A 23,879-nucleotide genomic window follows, 5' to 3' on the forward strand; every position below is an offset into this window, starting at 1 on the left:
GATTGAGGATATATTGATCGAGGGACAAATTATCCGGATCCATCGAAAAACCCCCGGGCGGGGGGGGGGGGGGGGGGGGGGGGGTGGGGGGGGGGGGGGGTGTTGGGGGGGGGGGGGGGGGGGGGGGGGGGGGGGGCCCCCCCCCCCCCCGCCGTCACTGCCGGTGTGTTACTGCGTGAGTGCCTTGGTCTGCAGCGCGGCCAGGTCGGTGCAGCCGGCGACGGCGAGGTCGAGCAGGGCGTTCAGCTCGTCGCGGGCGAAGGGCTGGGCCTCGGCGGTGCCCTGGACCTCGACGAAGCGTCCGTCGCCGGTGCAGACGACGTTCATGTCGGTCTCGGCGCGTACGTCTTCCTCGTAGCGGAGGTCGAGGAGGGGGACGCCGTCGACGATGCCGACGGAGACGGCGGAGACGCTGCCGGTCAGGGGCTTGCGGCCGGGCTTGACGAGTTTCTTGCCCTGGGCCCAGGTGATGGCGTCGGCGAGGGCGACGTAGGCGCCGGTGATGGCGGCGGTGCGGGTGCCGCCGTCGGCCTGGAGGACGTCGCAGTCGAGGACGATGGTGTTCTCGCCGAGGGCCTTGTAGTCGATGACGGCGCGCAGGGAGCGGCCGATGAGGCGGGAGATCTCGTGGGTGCGGCCGCCGATCCTGCCCTTGACGGCCTCGCGGTCGCCGCGGGTGTTGGTGGCGCGGGGCAGCATGGAGTACTCCGCGGTGACCCAGCCTTCGCCGCTGCCCTTGCGCCAGCGCGGGACGCCTTCGGTGAAGGAGGCGGTGCAGAGGACCTTCGTGTCACCGAAGGAGACGAGGACGGAGCCCTCGGCGTGCTTGCTCCAGCCGCGTTCGATGGTGACGGGGCGGAGCTGTTCGGGGGTGCGGCCGTCGATTCGAGACATGGCCACGAGCCTATCGGGAGCTGCGCGAGGGGCTCCTCCCGCGGTGGGAAGAGCCCCTTGTGGGTGAGCGGGTGGGCTCACATCATGTCTTCGATCTCCGCGGCGATCGGGTCGGCGTCGGTGCCGATGACGACCTGGACGGCGGTGCCCATCTTCACGACGCCGTGGGCGCCGGCGGCCTTCAGGGCGGCGTCGTCGACCAGCGAGGGGTCGTTGACCTCGGTGCGCAGGCGGGTGATGCAGCCCTCGACCTCTTCGATGTTGTCGATGCCGCCGAGCCCGGCAACGATCTTCTCAGCCTTGCTGGCCATGTCCTTCTCCCTGATCCGACCTGTCTGAAGCGTGTGAACCGCTTTGTCGCAGTAACCCACAGTTGGCCCAACTTCGCGAGCGTCGGGTCCGTGTGGGTCGCAGGATGACGGCACGGCTCCACAATCGTCCGTGACTGGTCTACACCACCTGACGGACGGTCGCCAAACCGCTCGGAAGGACGCCCATGAGTGACGAAGCCGTCAGCCCCGCGCGCGCCCGCTGGAACGGCCTGTTCCAGGGCCTGCAGAAGATGGGGCGCAGCCTTCAGCTTCCCATCGCCGTGCTCCCGGCGGCGGGCATCCTCAACCGGCTCGGGCAGCCGGACGTGTTCGGCGAGGACGGGCTGGGCTGGACGGACGTGTCCAAGGTCATGATGGGCGCGGGGGGCGCGCTGCTGGACGGTGCGCTGGGGCTGCCGCTGCTGTTCTGCGTGGGTGTGGCCATCGGGATGGCGAAGAAGTCCGACGGGTCGACGGCGCTGGCGGCGGTGGCGGGGTTCCTCGTCTACTACAACGTGCTGCGCCAGTTCCCGGAGGACTGTCCCGCGGGGACGAAGCCGGTGCCGAACATCGGCTGCCAGGGCAATATCGACGAGCCGGTGACGGCGTTCACGTATCAGAACCCGGGCGTCTTCGGCGGCATCGTGATGGGTCTGCTGGCCGCGTTCTTCTGGCAGCGCTACCACCGCACGAAGCTGGTGGACTGGCTGGGCTTCTTCAACGGGCGGCGGCTGGTGCCGATCGTCATGGCGTTCGTGGCGATCGCGTTCGCCGCGCTGTGTCTGTGGGTGTGGCCGCCGATCGGTGACGCGCTGGAGAACTTCAGCGACTGGCTGAGCGACGCGGGCGCCTGGGGTGCGGGCATCTTCGGCATCGCGAACCGTGCGCTGCTGGTGATCGGGCTGCACCAGTTCCTGAACGTGCCGATCTGGTTCCAGTTCGGGACGTACACCAAGCCGGACGGCTCTCAGGTGCACGGTGACATCAACATGTTCCTGGCGGGCGACCCGGACGCGGGCCAGTTCCTCTCCGGTTTCTTCCCGATCATGATGTTCGCCCTGCCGGCGGCCGCCCTGGCGATCACGCACACGGCGCGGCCGGAGCGCCGCAAGGAGGTCGGCGGTCTGATGCTGTCGGTGGCCCTGACCTCGTTCGTGACGGGCATCACCGAGCCGATCGAGTATTCGTTCCTCTTCATCGCGCCCGCGCTGTACGCGGTGCACGCGGTGCTGACGGGTGTGTCGATGGCGGTGACGTGGGCGTTCGGTGTCCATGACGGCTTCAGTTTCTCGGCCGGTCTGATCGACTACATCATCAACTGGAACCTGGCGACGAGACCGTGGGCGATCATCCCGATCGGCCTGTGCTTCGCGGCCGTGTACTACGTCGTCTTCCGGTTCGCGATCACGAAGTTCGACCTCAAGACGCCCGGCCGGGAGCCGGAGGAGGAACACGAGGACGTGACGAAGGCCTGAACTCCGGCCCCCGCGAGGCCCCTTGGACCCCTGGTCCGAGGGGCCTCCGCCGTGCGCGCGCCGGGCACGCGGCGTAGCCCTCCGGTAGCAGGAATCGCGGGTTCCTTATACGCCCTTCACCGTGCTACAACAGGTCTACACCACTGAGTGGTGTAGACCACCACCCGATGGAGGAAGTATGAGCACCGCCACCGCATCGGCGGCCCCCGCGAAGAAGCGGGGATCCGGTCTGTTCCAGGGTCTGCAGAAGGTCGGCCGCAGCCTCCAGCTGCCCATCGCCGTACTGCCGGCGGCGGGCATCCTGCTCCGTCTCGGCCAGCCCGACGTGTTCGGCGCGGACGGTCTCGGCTGGGACAAGGTCGCGTCCGTGTTCGCCACCGCGGGCGACGCCGTCTTCGCCAACCTGCCGCTGCTGTTCTGCGTGGGCATCGCCATCGGCTTCGCCAAGAAGGCCGACGGCTCCACCGCGCTGGCGGCGCTGGTCGGCTTCCTGGTCTACAAGAACGTGCTGACCGCGTTCCCGATCACGGAAGCAAAGGTCACCAAGGGCGCGGACATCGCCGCCACCTACAACGACCCCAAGGTCCTCGGCGGCATCGTGATGGGCCTCATAGCCGCCGTCACGTGGCAGCGTTTCCACCGCACCAAGCTCCCCGACTGGCTGGGCTTCTTCAACGGCCGCCGTCTGGTCCCGATCCTGATGGCCTTCATCGGCACCGCCGTCGGTGTCCTGTTCGGCCTGGTGTGGGAGCCCATCGGTGACGTCATCACCAACTTCGGCGAGTGGATGACCGGCCTCGGCGCCGGTGGCGCGGCCCTCTTCGGCGCCATCAACCGCGCGCTGCTCCCGGTCGGCATGCACCAGTTCGTCAACACGGTCGCCTGGCAGGAGATCGGCTCCTTCACCGACTCCAGCGGTGGTGTCTGGCACGGCGACCTGCCCCGCTTCTTCCACGGCGACCCGACCGCGGGCCAGTTCATGACCGGCTTCTTCCCGATCATGATGTTCGCCCTCCCGGCCGCCGCCCTGGCGATCACGCACGCCGCCCGCCCGGAGCGCCGCAAGGCCGTCGGCGGCATGATGATCTCGCTCGCGCTGACCTCGTTCGTCACCGGCATCACCGAGCCGATCGAGTTCGCCTTCATGTTCATCGCCCCGGTGCTGTACGTGATCCACGCGGTCCTGACCGCGATCTCGATGGCCGTCACCTGGGCGCTGGGCGTGCACCACGGCTTCAGCTTCTCGGCCGGCGCGATCGACTACTTCCTCAACTGGAACCTGGCCACCAAGCCCTGGATGATCATCCCGATCGGCCTGGTGTTCGCGGCGGTCTACTACGTCGTCTTCCGCTTCGCGATCGTCAAGTTCGACCTCGCCACCCCCGGCCGCGAGCCCGAGGAGGAGGTCGAGGACCTCACGAAGGCGTGAGTCCCGCCCCAGAACGGCACGAGGCCCCCCGGAGCTGCTCCGGGGGGCCTCGCCGTGTCCGGCCTCGTGCTGTCCTGGGACTCGCCCGGCACTCAGATCTCGTACGACACCCGCGGCGCGGCCAGCTCGACCGGTCCGCTGTACACCGCGCGGGCGTCGGCGAGGTTGATCTGGGGGTCCGTCCACGGGGGGATGTGGGTGAGGACCAGGCGGCGGGCGCCGGCGCGGGTCGCTGTCTCGCCGGCCTCGCGGCCGTTGAGGTGCAGGTCGGGGATGCTCTCCTTGCCGTGCGTGAAGGCGGCCTCGCACAGGAAGAGGTCGGTGTCGCGCGCCAGTTCGTCCAGGACGGGCGTGACACCCGTGTCGCCGGAGTACGTCAGCGACCTGCCGCCGTGCTCGATCCGGATGGCGTACGCCTCCACCGGATGGGCCACGCGCTCGGTGTGGACCGTGAACGGCCCGAGCTCGAACGTGGACGGCTTGACCGTGTGGAAGTCGAAGACCTCGCTCATCGAGGAGGCCGAGGGGGTGTCGGCGTAGGCCGTGGTCAGGCGGTGCTCGGTGCCCTCGGGGCCGTACACCGGCAGGGGCGCGCAGCGGCCGCCGTCGTGCCGGTAGTAGCGCGCGACGAAGTAGGCGCACATGTCGATGCAGTGGTCGGCGTGCAGATGGCTGAGGAAGATCGCGTCGAGGTCGTAGAGACCGCAGTGGCGCTGCAGCTCGCCCAGGGCGCCGTTGCCCATGTCGAGGAGCAGCCGGAAGCCGTCGGCCTCGACGAGGTAGCTCGAGCAGGCCGATTCCGCGGACGGGAACGACCCCGAGCAGCCGACGACGGTGAGCTTCATGAAGCAGAAACCTCCGCTGGCGGGATGTGAAAGACGGGGGTCGTGCGGTCCGTCGAGCGTAAGGCGCAAAACGTCCGGTCGCTCCTCCGCCAGGGGCCGTTGTGGGCGAACTCACCTGTGCTGTCACCGGTTCGGCTGGACCGGGGGCGTGCAGGGAGCCTGGGAGGGCGCGCGGTGTGGCGTGCACGCCGGTACCTTCGTCGGTATGGACACGTCCTGGTGGCTGGCGCTCGGTGCGGTGGCCCTGCTCGCTGCCGCGGTCGCGCTGGTGTGGCGCGGCCGGGCCTCTCGGGCGGGGGGCTCACAGCGGCCGCGGCCCGCCGAGATCTGGTGGGCGATGGTGCCCTTCGAGGACGGGCCGGGGGCGAAGGACCGGCCGTGCCTGGTGCTGGCGGTGCGGGGGCGGCGGGCCACCGTCGCGAAGATCAGCAGCCGGTTCCGGGACGAGCGGGCCGGGGTGGTGCCGTTGCCGCCGGGTGCCGTCGGCGATGCGCAGGGGCGGGCGAGCTTCCTCGAGACCGACGAGCTGCGCGAGGTGCCTGTCGGTGACTTCCGCAGGAAGGTCGGGGTGATGGACCCGGTTCTGTGGGACCAGGTCCGTCACCTCGCGACATAGGTCCTGCCTCGGACGGTGCGTGGCCGGCTCTCCGTCCGCTGTGGTTGCCGGCGCTCACCCGGCGGAGCCGCACGTCGATTCGGCCCCGCGTCCCTCGGGGCGCGTCCCCGAGGACGGCGCGTCCCCGAGGACGGCGTCACGCCCAGAGCTGGCCCTGGAGCGTCTCGATCGCTTCCTCCGTCGTCGCGGCCGTGTAGACGCCGGTCGACAGGTACTTCCAGCCGCCGTCGGCCACCACGAAGACGATGTCCGCCGGCTCGCCGGCCTTCAGCGCCTTCCTGCCGACGCCGATCGCGGCGTGCAGCGCGGCGCCCGTGGAGACGCCGGCGAAGATGCCCTCCTGCTGGAGCAGCTCACGGGTGCGGGTGACCGCGTCGGCGGAGCCGACGGAGAAGCGCGTGGTGAGGACGGAGGCGTCGTAGAGCTCGGGGACGAAGCCCTCGTCGAGGTTGCGCAGGCCGTACACGAGGTCGTCGTAGCGCGGCTCGGCGGCGACGATCTTCACGTCCGGCTTGTGTTCGCGCAGGTAGCGGCCGACGCCCATCAGGGTGCCGGTGGTGCCGAGGCCCGCGACGAAGTGGGTGATCGAGGGGAGGTCCGCGAGGATCTCCGGCCCGGTCGTGGCGTAGTGGGCGCCCGCGTTGTCCGGGTTGCCGTACTGGTAGAGCATCACCCAGTCGGGGTGCTCGGCTGCGAGTTCCTTGGCGACGCGCACGGCGGTGTTGGAGCCGCCCGCGGCCGGGGAGGAGATGATCTCCGCGCCCCACATGCCGAGCAGGTCCCGGCGCTCCTGGGAGGTGTTCTCGGGCATCACGCACACCATGCGGTAGCCCTTGAGCTTGGCCGCCATGGCGAGGGAGATGCCCGTGTTGCCGGAGGTCGGCTCCAGGATGGTGCAGCCGGGCGTCAGAAGGCCGTCCTTCTCCGCCTGCTCGATCATGTGCAGGGCGGGGCGGTCCTTGACCGAGCCGGTGGGGTTGCGGTCCTCCAGCTTGGCCCAGATGCGGACGTCGGCGGACGGCGACAGCCGCGGCAGGCACACCAGAGGGGTGTTGCCCACCGCGGCCAGCGGAGAGTCGTAACGCATCGCTGATCAGGCCATGCCGCCGGCCACGGCCGGCAGGATCGTGACGTTGTCGCCGTCGGAGAGCTTGGTGTTGATGCCGTCGAGGAAGCGGACGTCCTCGTCGTTGAGGTAGACGTTCACGAAGCGGCGCAGCTGTTCGCCGTCCACGATGCGGGCCTGGATGCCCGCGTGCCGGCTCTCGAGGTCGGCGAACAGCTCGGCGAGGGTGTCACCGCTGCCCTCCACCGCCTTCTGACCGTCGGTGTACTGGCGGAGGATGGTCGGGATGCGGACCTCGATGGCCATGGCTGTGGGCTCCTGTCGGGAGTGGATGACGTCGGTGGGCGCGCGGCAGCGCAGTTGGTGCGGGGTGGTGCGGTGAGCGCCGCGGCTCCACGGCCGTACGGCGGCAGGGCAGCGTCAACAGATGGAGCTGGCGAGCCTGCACAGGTCGACGTGCAGCCGCGCCACGAGCAGCATGCCCGGCGTCTTGTCGCTCACGTCGTTCAGAACCATGCGCTCATCGTATCGATTCCCGTCCCGGGTCCCGGAGTGTGATCTCGCATGGTGGATGCTTTCCGACCGGATGACGGGACAAGAAGGGGGATCGGTACGCGTATCAGTACGCCTGAACGATCCTGACCTCCTCTTCCGTCACCTCGCCCTCCACGATCCGGTAGGAGCGGAACTGGAAGTCGCCGAGCCCGTCGGTGTCGGCCGTGGACACCAGGACGTAGTGCGCACCGGGCTCGTTGGCGTACGAGATGTCCGTGCGGGAGGGGTAGGCCTCGGTCGCGGTGTGGGAGTGGTAGATGATCACCGGCTCCTCGTCGCGGTCGTCCATCTCGCGGTAGAGCTTGAGGAGATCGCCGGAGTCGAACTCGTAGAAGGTGGGCGACATCGCGGCGTTCAGCATCGGGATGAAGCGCTCGGGGCGGTCGGTGCCCGCCGGGCCCGCGACGACGCCGCACGCCTCGTCGGGGTGGTCCTTGCGGGCGTGGGCGACGATCTGGTCGACGAGGGCCTGGGTGATGGTCAGCATGTCCGAAAGGATAAGCAGAAGGGCCGTTCCGTACCGGTGGATGGTACGGAACGGCCCATATGCCGGACGTCCTGAGCGGCGGGCCGCCCGGGGGCTCCACGAGTGCCCCCGGACGGCCGGACGTCCTGGGAGGGACGCCTGGGAAGGTCAGCCGACCTTCTCGAGCTCCGGCTCGCGGCGCTCGGCGACCTGCGGGTTGCGCGCCTTGAGCACGAACCAGCCGATGGTCAGGGCGACGGCCCAGCCGGCCATGACGTACAGGCTGACCCGGGAGTCCTTGTCGTAGGCGATGAGGCCGGTGACGAAGAGCAGGAACGCGATGGCTACGTAGGAGCACTTCGCGCCGCCCGGCGCCGGGAAGGAGGAGGCCGGCAGGCGGCCCGCGTCGACCGCGCGGCGGTACAGGACGTGGCTGACGAGGATCATGAGCCAGGTCCAGATGCCGGCGCCGGTGGCGACGGAGGTGACGTAGCCGAAGGCCTTCTCCGGGACGATGTAGTTCAGGACCACACCGATGCCCATGAAGAGGACCGAGACGGTGATGCCCAGGGCGGGCGTCTTGGTGGAGGACAGCTTCTGGAAGACCCTGGGGGCCTCGCCGCTGGAGGCGAGGTTCCGCAGCATGCGGCCCGTGGAGTACATGCCGGAGTTGCACGAGGACAGGGCCGCGGTGAGGACGACGAAGTTGACGATGCCGGCGCCCGCCGGGATGCCGATCTTCGCGAAGGCCGCCACGAACGGGCTGACGCCCGGCGCGAACTCGGTCCACTTCACCACGCACAGGATCACGGTGAGGGCACCGACGTAGAACAGCGCGATACGCCAGGGCAGGGTGTTGATCGCCTTGGGGAGGGTCTTCTCCGGGTTCTCCGACTCGCCGGCCGTGACACCGACCAGCTCGACGGCGAGGTAGGCGAACATGACGCCCTGCAGGGTCATCAGGGACGAGCCGATGCCCTTGGGGAAGAAGCCGTCGAAGGCCCACAGGTTGGAGACGGCCGCGGTGTCACCGGCGGAGCTGAAGCCGAAGGTGAGCACGCCCAGACCGATCACGATCATGCCGATCAGGGCGGTGACCTTGACCATGGAGAACCAGAACTCCAGCTCGCCGAAGAGCTTGACGGAGATCAGGTTCACCCCGAAGAGGATGACCAGGAAGACCAGCGCCGTGACCCACTGCGGGATCTGCGGGAACCAGTAGTTGACGTAGATCGCGGCGGCCGTCAGTTCGGCCATGCCGGTGACGACCCACATCAGCCAGTACGTCCAGCCGGTGAAGTAGCCGAAGAACGGGCCGAGGAACTCGCGGGAGTACTCCGCGAAGGAGCCCGAGACCGGGCGGTAGAGCAGGAGCTCGCCGAGCGCCCGCATGATGAAGAAGATGATCACGCCGGCCAGGGCGTACATGAGGATGAGGCTGGGACCGGCCTTGGCGATGTTCGCCCCGGCTCCCAGGAACAGGCCGACGCCGATGGCGCCGCCGATCGCGATCATCTGGACCTGACGGCTGCCGAGCCCTCGCTCGTAGCCCTCTTCAGGGGCCTCGGTGACCTTCTCAGAGGTCATGTGTAGTGCGCCTTTCTCCATGCCGACCAAAGGCCTCTCGTCGGCCTCGGATCGGGTCTCGATCCCCCCGGATTGATGGAGCTGAGCAGACTGTGCGGGCCTGCCCAATGCCTGGCCGGCGGTCGCCGGCTCGGTGGCGCACCCGGCGTCCACGTGGGTGGTGTTCGCCGGGCGGTCGTGAAGATTTATCACGGCCGCAACACTGATCGCCGGGGTCGCCTGTGACGCACCGCACAGGAAGAAGTGGACTAACCGGACATAAACGGGGCGTAAGTGGCCGAGTCGTTGACTGGATCGTTATCCGGATCTGAGCGTCCGCTGAGCGAACGCGAAATCGGTCACACCAGGGCGATCACGGCATGAGGGTCGAGACGAGGGTCTCCTGCAGCCCGCCCAGCCAGAGGTACGCCATCACCATCGGCTTGCGCGGATCCTCGTCGGGCAGCCGGTAGAGCAGGTCGGTGTCGTCCTCGTCGGTGATGTCCAGCCGGGAGCCGATCGCGAGGCGCAGGTCGTTGAGCGCGCCCAGCCACTGCCGGGACTCCCCCGGCGACAGCTTCAGCACGGCCCCGCCGTCACCGGCCGGGCTCAGCGCGTCCAGCGAGCGGATCACCGCCAGGGCGTTCTCCCGCTTGCCCGCCCTGAGGTCGTTCTCGGTGTAGCGGCGGAACTCTGCGGACAGGGCCCGCTGCTCCTCGTCCTCCCGCTGCGCCCCGGGGTCGCTGTAGGCGTCCGGGAAGAGGCGGCGCAGCACCGGGTCGGACGGGGGCTCGCTGGGGCCCTCCGCGAACAGCTCGGCGAGCGGGTCGGCGTCGGCGTCCTCGGCGGGGCCGGGGCCGATGAGCTCCAGGAGCTGCACGGCCAGCGACCGGATGATGGAGATCTCGACGTCGTCGAGCGCGACGGCCGCGCCGCCGCCGGGGATCGGTTCGAAGGTGCCTGACATCGGGGAGGTCGTCTACTTCCGGTCCTGCTGGAGGGTGGCCCACAGTCCGTAGCCGTGCATGGCCTGCACGTCGCGCTCCATCTCCTCGCGGGTCCCGCTGGAGACGACCGCCCGGCCCTTGTGGTGGACGTCGAGCATGAGCTTGGTGGCCTTGTCCTTGGAGTAGCCGAAGTACGTCTGGAAGACGTACGTCACATAGCTCATGAGGTTGACCGGGTCGTTGTGGACGATCGTGACCCAGGGGACGTCGGGCTCCGGTACGGCAGAGACCTCCTCCGCCGACTCGGTGCGTTCGATCTCGATGGGAGCGGCTGACGTCACAAGGTCCATGCTGCCATGACCGCGATAAATCGTCACACTGACGAAATGGGAGTACGATCCATGGTCATGAACACAGCGGACCTTGGGCTGCCGGAAGAAGAAGGGCGCGAAGCGCTTCCTCCTCGGAAGGGTGGCGGTGGGCAACGGGTGGGCGTTCCCTCGACGGCGCTCTTCACCGACCAGTACGAGCTGACCATGCTCCAGGCCGCCCTGCGGGGCGGGACCGCGGACCGCAGGTCGGTCTTCGAGGTCTTCACGCGCCGGCTGCCCGAGGGCCGCCGCTACGGCGTCGTCGCGGGCACCGGGCGGGTCCTGGACGCCGTCGAGAACTTCCGCTTCGACGAGGGCGTGCTGGGCTTTCTGCGCGAGCGCGGGTTCCTCGACGAGCAGACCCTCGAATGGCTCGCCGGTTACCGCTTCTCGGGTGACATCTGGGGCTACCCCGAGGGCGAGGTGTACTTCCCCGGCTCGCCGATCCTGCGGGTGGAGGGCTCCTTCGCCGAGTGCGTGCTGCTGGAGACGGTGATCCTCTCCATCCTCAACCACGACTCGGCGATCGCCGCGGCCGCCTCCCGGATGTCCTCGGCCGCCGGGGACCGCCCGCTGATCGAGATGGGCGCCCGTCGCACCCATGAGCTGGCCGCCGTCGCCGCCGCCCGCGCCGCCTACGTCGGCGGCTTCTCCTCCACCTCCGACCTCGCCGCCGGTTTCCGCTACGGCATCCCGACCGTCGGCACCTCCGCCCACGCCTTCACCCTGCTGCACGACCGCGAGCGCGACGCCTTCCGCGCCCAGGTGGACTCCATGGGCCGCGGCACGACCCTGCTGGTGGACACGTACGACGTCACCGAGGCGGTCCGTACGGCCGTCGAGGTCGCCGGGCCCGAGCTGGGCGCGGTGCGCATCGACTCCGGGGACCTGCTGCTGGTCGCGCACCGGGTGCGGCAGCAGCTGGACGAGCTGGGGGCGACCGACACCAAGATCATCGTGACCTCGGACCTCGACGAGTACGCCATCGCCTCGCTGGCGGCCGCGCCCGTGGACGCGTACGGCGTCGGTACGCAGCTGGTGACCGGCTCGGGGCATCCGACCGCCTCGATGGTGTACAAGCTCGTCGCGCGGGCCGAGACGACGGATGCCGGGGCCCCGCTGGTGCCGGTGGCGAAGAAGTCCTCCGGCGGCAAGACGTCCATCGGCGGGCGCAAGTGGGCCGCGCGGCGGCTGGACGCCTCGGGGACCGCCGAGGCGGAGGTCGTCGGCACGGGGGCCGTCCCCGCGGAGCTCGCCGGCCGGCAGCTCCTGGTCGAGCTGGTCAAGGGCGGCGAGGTGGTGGCACGGGAGCCGCTGGACGCCGTACGGGAGCGGCATCTGGCCGCTCGGGACCGTTTGCCGCTGTCGGCCACGCAGCTGTCCCGGGGGGAACCCGTGATCCCCACCGAGTACCTGCACTGAGACCCGCCGAGGCCCTCTCCCGCTCGGGCCCTCGCATCACTAGGCTTGCTGGTTTACGGCCGTTCGTCGAAGGACATCCACCATGCGTCGCGCCTTGATCGTCGTCGATGTGCAGAACGACTTCTGCGAGGGGGGCAGTCTCGCGGTGGCCGGCGGTGCCGACGTGGCGGCGGCCGTCACCGAGCTGATCGGACAGGCTCCGGCCGGGTACCGGCACGTGGTGGCCACCCGTGATCACCACATCGCGCCCGGCGGCCACTTCGCCGACAACCCCGACTACGTCCACTCCTGGCCCGCGCACTGCGTGGCGGGCACCGAGGGGGTGGGCTTCCACCCGAACTTCGCGCCCGCGGTCGCCTCGGGCGCGATCGACGCCGTGTTCGACAAGGGCGCCTACGCCGCGGCCTACAGCGGCTTCGAGGGGACCGACGAGAACGGCACCTCGCTGGGCGACTGGCTCAGGGCCCGGCAGATCGACGAGGTGGACATCGTCGGCATCGCCACCGACCACTGCGTCCGCGCCACCGCCCTGGACGCGGCCCGCGAGGGCTTCCGCACCCAGGTGCTGCTCGACCTGACGGCCGGTGTCGCCGAGGAGACCACCGGCCGCGCGCTGGAGGAGATGCGCGCGGCCGGGGTGGAACTGACGGGCAAGCCGGTGGTCAGCTGACCACGGGCCCCGCCGCGGGCTGCCGGCCGGGCGTCGGCGGGCGTCGGAGCAGGCTCCGGATGGGATGCCAGAGCTCGCCGACGATCACGACACCGTTGTCGGGGGCCGTCCGCCATATCAGACCGTCCGGGTGGTGCAGGACGGCCGTGATCTCGTCCGGGGTCGGCGGGGCGGCGTTGCCCCGCAGGTAGACGGCCCTCAGGCCCAGGTTGCGCAGCCTGGTCAGGGCGCGCGCCCGGTTCTGGGCGAGGACGAGGACCCGCACCGCGGCGGAGCCCTCGGCGGCGGGGCTGGGCAGGTTCAGCGCCACCACCACACTGCCGTTCGGCAGCTTGCAGAAACCTCCTGCGGCCATGCAGTCACACCCCCGTGCGCACCGGTGTCAATAAGAAATCCACAGCACGCACCTAAACACGATCGGCGGCAACCCGCCAGGGGGTTGCCGCCGATACGCCTGTGACCTGCGAAGATGCTGTTTACTTCACCGCGGGGGCCACCTGGAGCAGGATCGAGGAGCCGTTCACGGCCTCCTTGAGGATCCGGATCTTGGTGTTGGTGTCAGTGATCTTGACGCCCACGCGCGGGTTGTTCGCGTCGTAGTAGCTGTACAGGTGGTCGTTGAAGGTCGACACACCCTTCAGCGACGGGATCCGGGTCGCCACGTCCGCCTTGTGCAGCGTGATGCTGTCGGTCGGGTAGAGGCTGAACGGCGAGTCGTACGACTGGACGCGGGCGCGCATCAGGGTGCCGTCGGACCACTTCAGCTGGGCCGGGTGGGCGTCGACGGGCAGGAGCAGACCGACACCGGGGTGCTTGCTGGTGTTGTTGTCCTGCTGCGAGGTGTCCCACTTCCAGATCAGCAGACCGTTCTGGTACGGGTAGTGCTCCACCCAGCCCGGCTTCGAGGCGAAGCCGAAGTTGTACGGGCCGACCTTGAGGGTCTTGTCGTACGACACGTACTGGCGGTTCTCCGCGATGTAGAACTGGTCGTACTTGGAGGTGAAGGAGGCGCCGACGCGGTCGAAGCCCTTCTTCGCCCAACCGGCGTCGTCACCCTCGGCGTTGTCCGACACCAGGGCGGTGCCGTCGGCGGTGATGACGATGTTGTCGGCCGTGAAGCCCTTCTCCGCGACACCGCCGTCGGTGGCGTAGCGGAAGCGCAGGTCGATCTTCTTGCCCGCGTAGGCGTCCAGGGAGAACGAGAGCTTCTTGTGGGTGTCCGAGAAGCCGGTCAGCGCGGGCTGGTTGCTGCCGTCACGGGTGATCGGCGCACCGTCGGCCGTGCCGTCGATCGGCGTCCAGTTGGCGCCGCCGTCGGTGGACACCTCGGTGTAGACGTAGTCGTAGTCGCGCTCGGTGGCCCACCAGCCGTCGAGGGTCAGCGCGGCGGACGTCTTGCCGGTCAGGTCGACCGAGCGGGACAGGGTGTTGCGCAGGTCGTTGCCGCTGCCGCTCCACCACTGCTTGGTGCCGCCGGCCGGGGCGACGATCTCGGTGGTGACCGCCTTCTGCGGCAGCTTCACCACGAGCGCCTGGGCGTTGCGGTTGTTGTACTCGGCGACGCCCAGCTTGTGCCGGGAGTTCTTGCCGGCGGTGGCGGTCTCGTAGTCGAGCCAGCCGAGCTGCAGCTTGTCCCAGGCGGTCATGTCGCCCGGCAGGTCACCGATGGAGTCCTTGCCGGTGCCCAGCCAGGAACCGGAGGACATCAGCGTCCAGAACCCGGTGGAGTTCTCGCCGCCCTGGGTGTCGTAGTGGTCCGGCAGACCGAGGTCGTGGCCGTACTCGTGGGCGTAGACACCGAGGCCGCCGTTCTCCGGCTGGATGGTGTAGTCGCCGACCCAGATGCCCGTGTCGCCGATCTGCGTGCCGCCGAGCTTGTTGTCGTCGGGGCCGGTGGCGCCGGCGTCGGTGCCGAAGGCGTACCAGCGGTGGGCCCAGATAGCGTCCTCGCCCTGCGCGCCGCCGCCGGCGGACTCGTCCTCACCGGCGTGGACGATCTGGAAGTGGTCGATGTAGCCGTCGGCCTCGTTGAAGTTGCCGTCGTTGTCGTGGTCGTAGCGGTCCCACTGGTCGTAACCGGCGAGCTTCGCCTTGATCTCGGCGTCGGTCTTGCCGGCCGCCTTCTGCTGGGCCACCCACGCGTTGACGCCGTCCTGCACCGCGTACCAGGCGCAGTTGTCCGGGTCGCAGGCGTTGGAGCCGTAGCGGGCCTCGTTGTAGGGGACCTTGACCCAGTCCTGGACCTCACCGTCGACCGAGTAGCGGCCCGAGGACTGCTTCTCGTAGTAGGTCTTGACCGAGTTGGTGCCCTTGCCGAAGTACAGGTCCTGGAAGTGCTCGCGGCTGTAGTCCGCCTGCCAGGCCGTGCTGTTGTCCTGCGTACGGTCCGGCTGCGCGATCTGGTTGTGCAGCGGGCCGGGCGTACCGCCGTAGCGGCTGTCGATCTGGTCGCCGAACTCCACCAGGATGGTGAAGATCTTGTCCGTCTTCTCGCGGCCGAGCTCGACGTACTTGTCGCCGCGGCCGCTCTCCAGCTCGACGACCTTCGAGCCGCCGCGGTTCTGCACCTCCGCTTCGCCGGATATGACCTGCTTCAGCGCCTCTTCGCGCTGAGCGGCCTGGGTCTTGCTGAACGGGCCTTCGAGGTCGTGCTCCTGCTCGAGGGCCTTGGGGGCCGCCGGGTCCCGGCGGTCCGCGGTGGGCGCCTTGGGGGCGCCGGCCGAGTCGGCCTGGGCAACGGCGAACGTCGAGAACGTCGCGGTGGCCGCGGCGAGCGCGACGGCGGTCGCCGCGGCTCTGAACGTCCAGGGTCTGCTGGTCACTTGAGATCCTCCCCCGCGTCCGCGCGCACGGAAGGAAGGGGCCTGGTCAAAGAGGGGCGCCCGCGCGCGTGATCAACGCGTGTAGTCAAGTGACGACATTGGACTAGAGGTTGCGCAGAAAAGCCAGATCTTGACTTGAGCAGATCAAGTGCACTATGCGGTGTCGTGGTATCGCTCAGCGGACGCGGGGTCCGACGCCCTGTCATATTCGAAGGGCGCATGCGTTTGTCCGGTTGACGGACGTCATGACTCGGTGCGCCCCCTGTGCACCGGCCCTGTAGGGAAGGTCACGCTTACCGCCGGATCCGCTCGGGCATGCACGCGATGAGCCTTGCCCCCGCTTCCGAGGACACGATTGCCATGCCTCGTCCGACCGCCGCACAGCTCGTCCACGGTTCGTGCACCGTGATCCTGTCCACGCTCGTCATGCTCCTGCTCTCCGGGGTCCGTTCGGCCGTGGGCGTCGCTGTCGTCGCCGTCGTCGCGCTCGGCCTCGGGGTGCTGGTCTCCGTCGTCGTCCCGGCCCGCAGGCCCGCGCGGCGGACGCGTACGGCGGTGGTGACCCACAGGCCGGCGGCACCGGACCCCGCCGGGCAGAGCTCCGCCGCGCGTGACTCCTCCGCGCCGGCGGAGCCGGTGACGGCGTCCCTCGCCTCGGACAACTGAGGGCACTACGACGCGAAAAGAGGCGGATCCGATGGGTCCGCCCCTTTTCGTCAGCCGGTTCGTCCGGCCCATGTCGTCCGGCCCGCTTCGGCCGACCTTTGTGGCCAGCCCCCGTCTCCTGCGGGCCGTTCAGCCGTTGGTGCTGACCACCACCGTCTTGGCCGCCTTGTCGTGCAGACCCTGCTTGTAGGGCTTGTCGAAGAAGCTCCAGCCGCCGCAGACCACCGTCCACAGACAGGCGCAGCAGAACGCGAACGGGATCCACAGCACCGCCGAGCGGATCAGCGCGGACTGCACCGAGGGCGTCGAGCCGTTCTCCAGGTTGGCGACCCTCATCCCGAGCCACTTCTTGCCGAGGGTCTGGCCTTTCCTCGCGATCATGAAGGTGTCGTAGGCGATGTAGAGGACGGCCGCGACCAGGGACTGCGTGAAGGACTTGCCGACCTCGACGTCGTCGGCGTCCACGTTGTAGTTGTCGACGCCGAAGCCCCAGGTGAGCAGCCACACCACGATCGCCACGAGGATCATGTCGACGATCCTCGCCAGGGTGCGCCGGCCGCTGTCGGCGAGCGGGGGCATCCCGGCCAGCGGGTCGGCCGGGTAACCGCCGCCGCCGTACGCGTCACCGCCGCCGTAGGGGCCACCACCGCCGTACGGGCCTCCGGGGGGCGGGGGCTGACCGCCGTACGGGGGAGGCTGCGCGCCACCGCCGCCCGGCGGCACGTCGTACGGCGAGCCCGAGCCCTCACCGGGCGGGGGCTGCTTCCTGAACGGGTCGTCCTCCGGCGGCTGGCCGCCGGAGCCGGGGGGCGGTTCGGTGCTCATGGCCCGAGTGGACCGCGAGGCCCCCGCAGCCGCATCCGGCGCGCGGCCGTACGGGCTACCAGATGCCCGCCACCCCGCTATCCGGCGACGAAGGTGTGCGCCGCCTTGTCGTGCCAGCACTGGCGCCACGGACGGTCGAACAGGCCCCACAGCACGCCGATCACGCCGAAGCAGAGCAGACCCGGAACGCTGTAGACCAGCCAGCGGCGCAGTGCGGCGCCGAACGTGGGCGGCTCGTGCGCCTCGATGTCGCGCACCTCGAGACCCAGCACCCGCTTGCCCAGCGTGCGGCCCCACCTGGCGGTGGGCAGCGCCTCGTAGAGGACGCCGGTCAGCAGCAGGACGCCCAGCACGGCGCCGAGGTACGCCGACGTGGTGCCGTCCAGCAGCCAGACCGTGACCGTCTGGCCGGACTGCTTAGCCTCGTCGATCTTGCCCTGGACGTGGTCCAGCGCCTTGGTGCCGAGCGGTACCGCGGCCGCAGCGGTGACGCCCGCGACGACGGCCGTGTCGATCAGCCGGGCCGCCAGCCGTCTGCCGAGCCCCGCCGGGCGTGCCGCGGCCTGCCGCCGTGCCGCCGCCTGGAACACGTCCTCGACGGGCGGCTTCCAGGGCGCGACGGGCTGGTCCTCACCGGGGCCGCCCGCGAGGCGGTGCACCTGCTGGGCCCAGGAGGACTGACCGCCGCCGGGGCCGGTCGTGACGGGCGTGGCCGCGCCCACCGGGGCGGGCTGCGGGACGTCGGCCGACTGCGCGGGAACGCCCGGGGCGGCCTGCTGGGTGCCGGAGGCGCTGCCCGGCGGGGTGGCGGCCGGTCCAGCCGGGCCCTGCGCCGGGGTCGCGGTCCGCTCGGCCGCGGCCTTCCCCGCGCCGAAGCCGGGTGCTCCCGCGCGCGGGGAGACGGCCCGGAAGGTCATGGTGCCCTCGTCGGAGGGGCCCGGACGAGGGGCGGCCCCGCCCGCGGCGGCGGAACCACCGGCCCCGCCGGCGAAGCGGGGCCCGCCGTCCGCGCCGTCCCGGCCGGGGGCACTCGTACCCGAACCGGTGACGCCCGGACCCGCGGCAGCGCCCGGCGAGGGCAGGTCGGAGCCCGTGGCGGGGCGGCGGAAGACGAAGGTGCTGCCGCTGTCGGCGTCCGGTGTGCCGGCGGGGACGCGCGGGTCGGCGCCCCAGGAGACGCGGCGGTCCTGCTCGCCGCCGAAGCCGGACTGCCGGGAGCGGTCGGCGCCCCACGCGGGGGCCGGCGTGTCCGGGGCCGGCTCCGGCTGCGGGTCCTCGTCGAAGAAGTGCGGGCCGGTCTCCTCGACCGCGGGAGAGGGCGGCGCGGCGGGCGACGGCACGGCGGGCGGCGGGGGCGCCACGCCCGGCGGAGGCGTGAGCGGCTCGCCGTCGGACGGCGCCGGGCGGCTGGTGCCGGGCACCCACGAAGAACCGTTCCAGTAGCGGACGTAGCCGGGGATGGAAGGGTCCGGGTAGTAGCCCTCGCGGGGCCGGTCGTCGCCGGGGGCCGGGGTTGGGGCGCTCATGTCCGTCGTCCCGTATCTGCTCGGGGGTCGTATGGGGGCCTCCACATCTATCAGACGGGCCGAGCCGGCAGGGCCCGTCCCGCAGGACCCACTCCTTTCCGGGCAACGCCGTACCCCGTTCCGGCGCGGCCCGGAAAAAATTTCCCGGAACCCGCGTAATGCTCCGGGCCCACCCCGCTCTCCACTCGTGCGGGCCCGCCCCTGGGCCGGCGTGAAGACCCGTACGCCAGACCCGTACGAGGAAGGAACGGACATGCACAACACCGTCGTGGAGCGCGAGCTGGAGCTCAAGCTCATCCTGTCGCCCGAGCGCAGCATCCCGGTCCCGGCCCGGCTGCGCTACCGCACCGACGACCCCTTCGCGGTGCACATCGCCTTCCACATCAACTCCGAGCACCCGGTGAACTGGACGTTCGCGCGTGAGCTGCTGGTGGAGGGCGTGTTCCGGCCCTGCGGGCACGGGGACGTGCGGGTGTGGCCGACCAAGGTGGAGGGGCGCAGCGTCGTGCTGATGGCGCTGAGCTCACCGGACGGCGACGCCCTGCTGGAGGCGCCCGCCGCGCAGGTGTCGGCCTGGCTGGAGCGCACGCTGCGGGCCGTCCCCCCGGGCTCGGAGGCGGAGCAGCTCGGCATCGACGACGGCCTCGCCGAGCTGCTGGCGCCGACTCCGGCCGACGACCTGTGGCTGCGCGACCCGTGGCCGTCGGACGAGTCCATGGACGGGGAGTGAGCCGTCGGCCGGATGGTTCAGAACAGCTTCCCCGGGTTGAGGATGCCCAGCGGGTCGAAGACCTGCTTGATCTGCCGCTGCATCTCCACCCCGACGGGGCCGATCTCGCGGGCCAGCCACTCCTTCTTCAGGACGCCGACGCCGTGCTCGCCGGTGATGGTGCCGCCGAGTTCCAGGCCGAGGGCCATGATCTCGTCGAAGGACTCGCGGGCGCGCCGGGACTCGTCGGGGTCGGCGGCGTCGAAGCAGACCGTGGGGTGGGTGTTGCCGTCGCCGGCGTGGGCGACCACCCCGATGGTGAGGGCGTACTTGCCGGCGATGCGCTCGACGCCGGCGAGCAGCTCGCCGAGCTTCGAGCGCGGTACGCACACGTCGTCGATCATCGTCGTGCCCGTGACCGCCTCCAGCGCGGTCAGCGACAGCCGCCGCGCCTTGAGGAGCAGTTCGGACTCGGCGGCGTCGTCGGCGGGCACCACCTGGGTGGCTCCGGCGGCCTCGCACAGGGCGCCGACGGCGGCGAGGTCGGCGGCCGGGTCGGGCGTGTCGAACGCGGCGAGCAGCAGCGCCTCGGTGCGGTCGGGCAGCCCCATGCGGGCGAGGGCGTTGACGGCCTTGACGGTCGTACGGTCCATCAGTTCGAGGAGGGACGGGAGGTGTCCGCCGGCCATGATCCGGCAGACGGCGTCGCAGGCGGCGGCCGCGGAGTCGAACTCGGCGGCCAGGACGAGCTGCTGGGGCGGGCGCGGCCTGAGCGCGAGGGTCGCCCGCACGACGATGCCCAGCGAGCCCTCCGAGCCGACGAACAGGCGGGTGAGGTCGTATCCGGCGACGCCCTTGGCGGTGCGCCGGCCGGTGGACATCAGGCGGCCGTCGGCGAGGACGACGTCCAGGCCGAGCACGTACTCGGCGGTCACGCCGTACTTCACGCAGCACAGGCCGCCCGACGCCGTGCCGATGTTGCCGCCGATGGTGCACATCTCCCAGCTGGAGGGGTCGGGCGGGTAGGCGAGGCCGTGTTCGTTCACCGCGCGGGAGAGGGTCGCGTTGAGGACGCCCGGTTCCACGACGGCGATGCGGTCGACCGGGTCGATCTCCAGGATGCGGTCCATCTTGGTCAGCGACAGGACGATGCAGCCGTCGGAGGCGTTCGCGGCGCCCGACAGCCCGGTGCGGGCGCCCTGCGGGACGACGGGCACGCGCAGTGCGGTCGCGGTGCGCATGACGTGCTGGACCTGCTCGACCGTGCGGGGCAGGACCACCACGGCGGGGCTGCCGGCGGGGCAGAAGCTGGCCATGTCGTGGGCGTAGGACGCGGTGACGTCCGGGTCGGTCAGGACGGCCTCGGCCGGGAGGCCCGCGAGCAGCCGGTCGGTGAGGTTGCCCTGCGCCTCGTCGGGCGCGGCTTCGATACGGCTCATGATCACAGCGTGGCACCCGGGGCCATCGGTGTGAACCCCGCGGGCGGCGCCCCTGGGCTGCCCGGGTGGGGTCGGCGTACTGGCGCACAGTGTGCGGCATGGACAGCGTGGAGAAGGCGGGGCGGCTGCGGGAGCGCCTAGCGAGCGGGGTGGTCGTCGGGGCGCTGGTGGGGTGTCTGGGGTTCGGCGGCTGGCTGATGGCGCTGCCGCCGGAGGGCCGGGACGGCGCCGAGGGGGCGCCGGGGCCGGTGGCGCTGGCGCAGACGGCGGTCACCGCGGGGGTGCCGGCCGCGCTGCCCGATCTCGCGGCGCTGATCGCCGACCGGGAGGCGTTCCTGCGAGCCCATCCGAAGGACGCGGAGTCGTGGGCGGTGCTGGGGGCGGCGTACGTGGAGCAGGGGCGGCGGCTGGCCGACGCCGGGTGGTTCCCGCGGGCGGAGCGGGCGCTGCGGACCGCGCTGCGCGGCCGGGGCGACGCGCGGGCACTGGAGGGGCTGGCCGTGCTGGCGAACGCCCGGCGCGACTTCCGTACCGCGCGGGCCTACAGCGAGGCCGCGCTCAAGGCGGACGCCCGGCGCTGGACGGCGTACGGGCCGCTGATCGAGGCGTGTACGGGGCTGAACGACCACAAGGCGGCGAAGAGGGCGCTCGACCGGCTGCTGGAGCTGCGCTCCGGGCCCGCCGTGCAGGCGCGGGCGGCCGCCGTGTACCGGGACCGGGGCTGGCGGGAGGACGCGGCGGCGGCGCTGTCGGACGCGGTCGCGGCGGCGCGCACGCCGGCCGAGCGGGCGGCGTGGCTGGAGCGGGGCGGGCAGCTGGCGTTCGAGCGGGGTGACCCCGGGGCGGCGCTGCGGCACTTCCAGGAGTCGCTGCGCACGGACCCCGACCAGCGGGCCGCGCAGGCCGGGCAGGGGCGGGCGCTGGCGGCGCTGGGCCGCACGACGGAGGCGCTGGCCGCCTACCGGGCGGCGCTGGCGAAGCAGCCGTCGCCCCAGTACGCGCTGGAGCTGGGCGAGTTGTACGAGTCGCTGGGGCTCGGGCAGGCGGCGCGGGTGCAGTACGACCTGCTGCGCGAGCGGGTGCGGGCGGCGGCCGCGGGCGGGGTGGACGAGGAACTGGTCCTCGGCCTGTTCGAGGCGGACCACGGTGATCCTGCTCAGGCGGTGCGGCGCTTGCGCGCGGAGTGGCTGCGCCAGCCCGGGATCGAGGTGGCGGACGCGCTGGGCTGGGCGCTGCACCGGGCCGGGGACGACGAGGAGGCGCTGCGGTTCGCCGAGCGGGCGACGGACAAGGAGCACGGGGGCGGGGTGCGCAGCGCGCTGTTCATGTTCCACCGCGGGATGATCGAGCGGGACCTGGAACGGTCCGGTCCCGCCCGGCGGCACCTTCAGGAGGCGCTGCGGATCAATCCGTGGTTCTCGCCCCTGCAGGCGCCGGTGGCCCGCCGGGCGCTGGACGCGCTGGGCGAGCCACCGAGGACGCCGCTGCCTCGTTAGAGGTTGCCGCGCTTGGCCTGCTCGCGCTCGATCGCCTCGAACAGGGCCTTGAAGTTGCCCTTGCCGAAGCCCATGGAGCCGTGCCGCTCGATGAGTTCGAAGAACACGGTCGGGCGGTCCTGGACCGGCTTGGTGAAGATCTGCAGCAGGTAGCCGTCCTCGTCGCGGTCGGCGAGGATCTTCAGCTCGCGCAGGGTCTCGATCGGCACGCGGGTGTCGCCGACCCACTCGCCGAGGGTGTCGTAGTAGGAGTCCGGGGTGTCGAGGAACTGGACCCCGGCCGCGCGCATGGTGCGGACGGTGGCGACGATGTCGTTGGTGTTCAGCGCGATGTGCTGGACGCCGGCGCCGCCGTAGAACTCCAGGTACTCGTCGATCTGCGACTTCTTCTTGGCGATGGCGGGCTCGTTGATCGGGAACTTGACCTTGAGCGTGCCGTCGGCCACGACCTTGGACATCAGCGCGCTGTACTCGGTCGCGATGTCGTCGCCCACGAACTCCTTCATGTTCGTGAAGCCCATGACCTTGTTGTAGAAGCCGACCCACTCGTTCATCTTGCCGAGCTCGACGTTGCCGACGCAGTGGTCGATGGCCTGGAAGGTGCGCTGGGCGGGCGGCTCGACGATCGGCTTGGCGGCGACGTAGCCGGGCAGGTACGGGCCGTCGTAGCCGGAGCGGTCGACGAGGGTGTGGCGGGTCTTGCCGTACGTGGCGATCGCGGCGAGGACGACGGTGCCGTGCTCGTCCTTCAGCTCGTACGGCTCGGCGACCGAGGTCGCGCCGTGCTCGATGGCGTAGGCGTACGCGGCGCGGGCGTCGGGGACCTCGATGGCGAGGTCGACCACGCCGTCGCCGTGCTCGGCCACGTGCTCGGCGAGGAAGTGGCCCCAGGGGCTGGCGGCCTTGATCACCGAGGTGAGCACGAACCGGGCCGAGCCGTTCTCCAGCACGTAGCTCGCGGTCTCACGGCTGCCGTTCTCCGGTCCGGAGTACGCGACCAGCTTCATGCCGAAGGCGGTGGAGTAGTAGTGCGCCGCCTGCTTGGCGTTGCCCACGGCGAAGACGACCGCGTCCATTCCCTTGACCGGGAAGGGGTCGGCCTGCCGGGCGGTGTCGGGAGTGTGGTGTGTGGTCTGCGTCATAGCCGAAGCCTCGCGCCGACCTGCAAGGTGCGCAATAGTTCGCTCGTTCACTGGGCAATCTGTCCAGTGATACGCCAGGGTCGGCGGGCTTTGTGTACAGGATGACCACCCGGGAGGGTGTCGTGGCGATCGATCATCTGGACGGCCGCATCATCGTGCTGCTGGCGCGCGAGCCGCGCATCGGGGTGCTGGAGATGTCCCGGCGCCTCGGCGTGGCGCGCGGCACGGTGCAGGCGCGGCTGGACCGGCTTACGTCGAATGGAGTGATCCGCGGATTCGGCCCCGAGGTCGACCCGGCGGCCCTCGGCTACCCGGTCACCGCCTTCGCCACGCTGCAGATCCGGCAGGGCCAAGGGGCCGACGTGCGGGCGCACTTGGCGACCGTGCCGGAGGTGCTCGAACTGCACACCACGACCGGCAGCGGGGACATGCTGTGCCGGCTCGTGGCCCGCTCGAACGCCGATCTCCAGCGTGTGATCGACCTCGTCGTCGGTTTCGATGGGATCGTCCGGGCCTCCACCGCGATCGTGATGGAGAACCCCGTTCCGCTGCGGGTCATCCCGTTGGTCCAGCAGGCGGCGACGGGCGCGCTGGCCGCGGAGGACCGGAAGGAGTGACCTG

General features: G+C 70.8%; 25 protein-coding genes. 9 read left to right on the forward strand and 16 right to left on the reverse strand.

Features of this window, described 5'->3' with window-relative positions:
- Positions 1-168: 168 nt before the first annotated feature.
- Together rph and ACIGXJ_RS05895 are read right to left on the reverse strand one after the other, a co-directional pair.
- On the reverse strand, positions 169-894 hold the full coding sequence (gene rph / locus ACIGXJ_RS05890; RefSeq protein ID WP_399641945.1) for a ribonuclease PH: 726 nt from the start codon (positions 892-894) through the stop codon (positions 169-171).
- Positions 895-971: 77 nt separating this feature from the next.
- On the reverse strand, positions 972-1,220 hold the full coding sequence (locus ACIGXJ_RS05895; RefSeq protein ID WP_399642155.1) for a glucose PTS transporter subunit EIIB: 249 nt from the start codon (positions 1,218-1,220) through the stop codon (positions 972-974).
- Between the two features lie 170 nt (positions 1,221-1,390).
- On the opposite strand from ACIGXJ_RS05895, the gene ACIGXJ_RS05900 reads away from it, so the two are divergent.
- Positions 1,391-2,680 carry a PTS transporter subunit EIIC gene (locus ACIGXJ_RS05900; RefSeq protein ID WP_399641946.1) on the forward strand — a complete coding sequence of 430 codons (1,290 nt, stop codon included), beginning with the start codon at positions 1,391-1,393 and terminating at the stop codon, positions 2,678-2,680.
- Positions 2,681-2,858: 178 nt separating this feature from the next.
- Entirely contained in the window at positions 2,859-4,109 is a 1,251-nt protein-coding gene (locus ACIGXJ_RS05905) for a PTS transporter subunit EIIC (protein WP_399641948.1), read from the forward strand.
- A gap of 92 nt (positions 4,110-4,201) precedes the next feature.
- On the opposite strand, the gene ACIGXJ_RS05910 is transcribed toward ACIGXJ_RS05905, so the two are convergent.
- A complete protein-coding gene (locus tag ACIGXJ_RS05910) occupies positions 4,202-4,954 on the reverse strand; it encodes an MBL fold metallo-hydrolase (RefSeq protein WP_399641950.1) in 753 nt (250 codons plus the stop codon).
- A 205-nt stretch (positions 4,955-5,159) separates the two neighbouring features.
- On the opposite strand from ACIGXJ_RS05910, the gene ACIGXJ_RS05915 reads away from it, so the two are divergent.
- Positions 5,160-5,570, forward strand: coding sequence for a type II toxin-antitoxin system PemK/MazF family toxin (locus tag ACIGXJ_RS05915; protein ID WP_399641952.1), 411 nt, complete (start codon positions 5,160-5,162; stop codon positions 5,568-5,570).
- A gap of 136 nt (positions 5,571-5,706) precedes the next feature.
- Here ACIGXJ_RS05915 and ACIGXJ_RS05920 read toward each other — a convergent pair whose 3' ends face one another.
- From ACIGXJ_RS05920 to clpS, 7 genes are all read right to left on the reverse strand, one after another.
- Positions 5,707-6,657: a PLP-dependent cysteine synthase family protein gene (locus tag ACIGXJ_RS05920; protein WP_399641954.1), complete on the reverse strand. Its 951-nt coding sequence runs from the start codon at positions 6,655-6,657 to the stop codon at positions 5,707-5,709.
- A 6-nt stretch (positions 6,658-6,663) separates the two neighbouring features.
- Positions 6,664-6,942 (reverse strand): MoaD/ThiS family protein, encoded by a 279-nt coding sequence (locus ACIGXJ_RS05925; RefSeq protein ID WP_399641956.1) that lies wholly within the window; start codon positions 6,940-6,942, stop codon positions 6,664-6,666.
- A gap of 114 nt (positions 6,943-7,056) precedes the next feature.
- On the reverse strand, positions 7,057-7,152 hold the full coding sequence (locus ACIGXJ_RS05930) for a putative leader peptide (RefSeq protein WP_343234080.1): 96 nt from the start codon (positions 7,150-7,152) through the stop codon (positions 7,057-7,059).
- A gap of 103 nt (positions 7,153-7,255) precedes the next feature.
- Positions 7,256-7,678: a Mov34/MPN/PAD-1 family protein gene (locus ACIGXJ_RS05935; RefSeq protein ID WP_399641958.1), complete on the reverse strand. Its 423-nt coding sequence runs from the start codon at positions 7,676-7,678 to the stop codon at positions 7,256-7,258.
- Positions 7,679-7,825: 147 nt separating this feature from the next.
- Positions 7,826-9,244, reverse strand: coding sequence for an amino acid permease (locus ACIGXJ_RS05940; protein ID WP_399641959.1), 1,419 nt, complete (start codon positions 9,242-9,244; stop codon positions 7,826-7,828).
- Positions 9,245-9,596: 352 nt separating this feature from the next.
- A complete protein-coding gene (locus ACIGXJ_RS05945) occupies positions 9,597-10,190 on the reverse strand; it encodes a DUF2017 domain-containing protein (RefSeq protein ID WP_399641961.1) in 594 nt (197 codons plus the stop codon).
- Positions 10,191-10,202: 12 nt separating this feature from the next.
- Positions 10,203-10,520, reverse strand: a complete 318-nt coding sequence (clpS, locus tag ACIGXJ_RS05950; RefSeq protein WP_399641963.1) for an ATP-dependent Clp protease adapter ClpS — start codon at positions 10,518-10,520, stop codon at positions 10,203-10,205.
- Positions 10,521-10,577: 57 nt separating this feature from the next.
- On the opposite strand from clpS, the gene ACIGXJ_RS05955 reads away from it, so the two are divergent.
- On the forward strand, positions 10,578-11,963 hold the full coding sequence (locus ACIGXJ_RS05955; RefSeq protein ID WP_399641965.1) for a nicotinate phosphoribosyltransferase: 1,386 nt from the start codon (positions 10,578-10,580) through the stop codon (positions 11,961-11,963).
- A gap of 82 nt (positions 11,964-12,045) precedes the next feature.
- Entirely contained in the window at positions 12,046-12,633 is a 588-nt protein-coding gene (locus ACIGXJ_RS05960; RefSeq protein ID WP_399641967.1) for an isochorismatase family protein, read from the forward strand.
- Here the strand turns inward: ACIGXJ_RS05960 and ACIGXJ_RS05965 are convergent.
- Together ACIGXJ_RS05965 and ACIGXJ_RS05970 are read right to left on the reverse strand one after the other, a co-directional pair.
- The gene (locus tag ACIGXJ_RS05965) at positions 12,626-12,988 is read right to left on the reverse strand and encodes a hypothetical protein (RefSeq protein WP_399641968.1); all 363 of its coding nucleotides are present in this window, start codon (positions 12,986-12,988) and stop codon (positions 12,626-12,628) included. The genes ACIGXJ_RS05960 and ACIGXJ_RS05965 overlap by 8 nt on opposite strands.
- 121 nt (positions 12,989-13,109) lie before the next feature.
- Positions 13,110-15,455 (reverse strand): immune inhibitor A domain-containing protein, encoded by a 2,346-nt coding sequence (locus tag ACIGXJ_RS05970; protein ID WP_399641970.1) that lies wholly within the window; start codon positions 15,453-15,455, stop codon positions 13,110-13,112.
- A gap of 360 nt (positions 15,456-15,815) precedes the next feature.
- Here ACIGXJ_RS05970 and ACIGXJ_RS05975 point away from each other — a divergent pair, with 360 nt between their 5' ends.
- Positions 15,816-16,121 carry a hypothetical protein gene (locus ACIGXJ_RS05975; protein ID WP_399641972.1) on the forward strand — a complete coding sequence of 102 codons (306 nt, stop codon included), beginning with the start codon at positions 15,816-15,818 and terminating at the stop codon, positions 16,119-16,121.
- Between the two features lie 129 nt (positions 16,122-16,250).
- Here ACIGXJ_RS05975 and ACIGXJ_RS05980 read toward each other — a convergent pair whose 3' ends face one another.
- On the reverse strand, positions 16,251-16,946 hold the full coding sequence (locus ACIGXJ_RS05980) for an RDD family protein (RefSeq protein WP_399641974.1): 696 nt from the start codon (positions 16,944-16,946) through the stop codon (positions 16,251-16,253).
- A 77-nt stretch (positions 16,947-17,023) separates the two neighbouring features.
- A complete protein-coding gene (locus ACIGXJ_RS05985) occupies positions 17,024-18,472 on the reverse strand; it encodes an RDD family protein (RefSeq protein ID WP_399641976.1) in 1,449 nt (482 codons plus the stop codon).
- Positions 18,473-18,725: 253 nt separating this feature from the next.
- On the opposite strand from ACIGXJ_RS05985, the gene ACIGXJ_RS05990 reads away from it, so the two are divergent.
- Positions 18,726-19,202 carry an SsgA family sporulation/cell division regulator gene (locus ACIGXJ_RS05990; protein ID WP_399641978.1) on the forward strand — a complete coding sequence of 159 codons (477 nt, stop codon included), beginning with the start codon at positions 18,726-18,728 and terminating at the stop codon, positions 19,200-19,202.
- Between the two features lie 17 nt (positions 19,203-19,219).
- On the opposite strand, the gene ACIGXJ_RS05995 is transcribed toward ACIGXJ_RS05990, so the two are convergent.
- Positions 19,220-20,626, reverse strand: coding sequence for an FAD-binding oxidoreductase (locus ACIGXJ_RS05995; protein WP_399641980.1), 1,407 nt, complete (start codon positions 20,624-20,626; stop codon positions 19,220-19,222).
- Positions 20,627-20,718: 92 nt separating this feature from the next.
- On the opposite strand from ACIGXJ_RS05995, the gene ACIGXJ_RS06000 reads away from it, so the two are divergent.
- The gene (locus ACIGXJ_RS06000) at positions 20,719-22,116 is read left to right on the forward strand and encodes a tetratricopeptide repeat protein (protein ID WP_399641982.1); all 1,398 of its coding nucleotides are present in this window, start codon (positions 20,719-20,721) and stop codon (positions 22,114-22,116) included.
- Here the strand turns inward: ACIGXJ_RS06000 and hppD are convergent.
- Complete coding sequence (gene hppD, locus ACIGXJ_RS06005) at positions 22,113-23,258, reverse strand: 4-hydroxyphenylpyruvate dioxygenase (RefSeq protein ID WP_399641983.1); 1,146 nt, start codon at positions 23,256-23,258, stop codon at positions 22,113-22,115. The two genes, ACIGXJ_RS06000 and hppD, sit on opposite strands and share 4 nt — an antisense overlap.
- Before the next feature lie 122 nt (positions 23,259-23,380).
- Between hppD and ACIGXJ_RS06010 the strand changes: the two genes are divergently transcribed.
- Positions 23,381-23,875, forward strand: a complete 495-nt coding sequence (locus ACIGXJ_RS06010) for an Lrp/AsnC family transcriptional regulator (protein ID WP_399641985.1) — start codon at positions 23,381-23,383, stop codon at positions 23,873-23,875.
- Positions 23,876-23,879: the final 4 nt, after the last annotated feature.

The sequence above is a fragment of the Streptomyces sp. NPDC053367 genome (genome assembly GCF_044545925.1).
Taxonomy (GTDB): domain Bacteria; phylum Actinomycetota; class Actinomycetes; order Streptomycetales; family Streptomycetaceae; genus Streptomyces.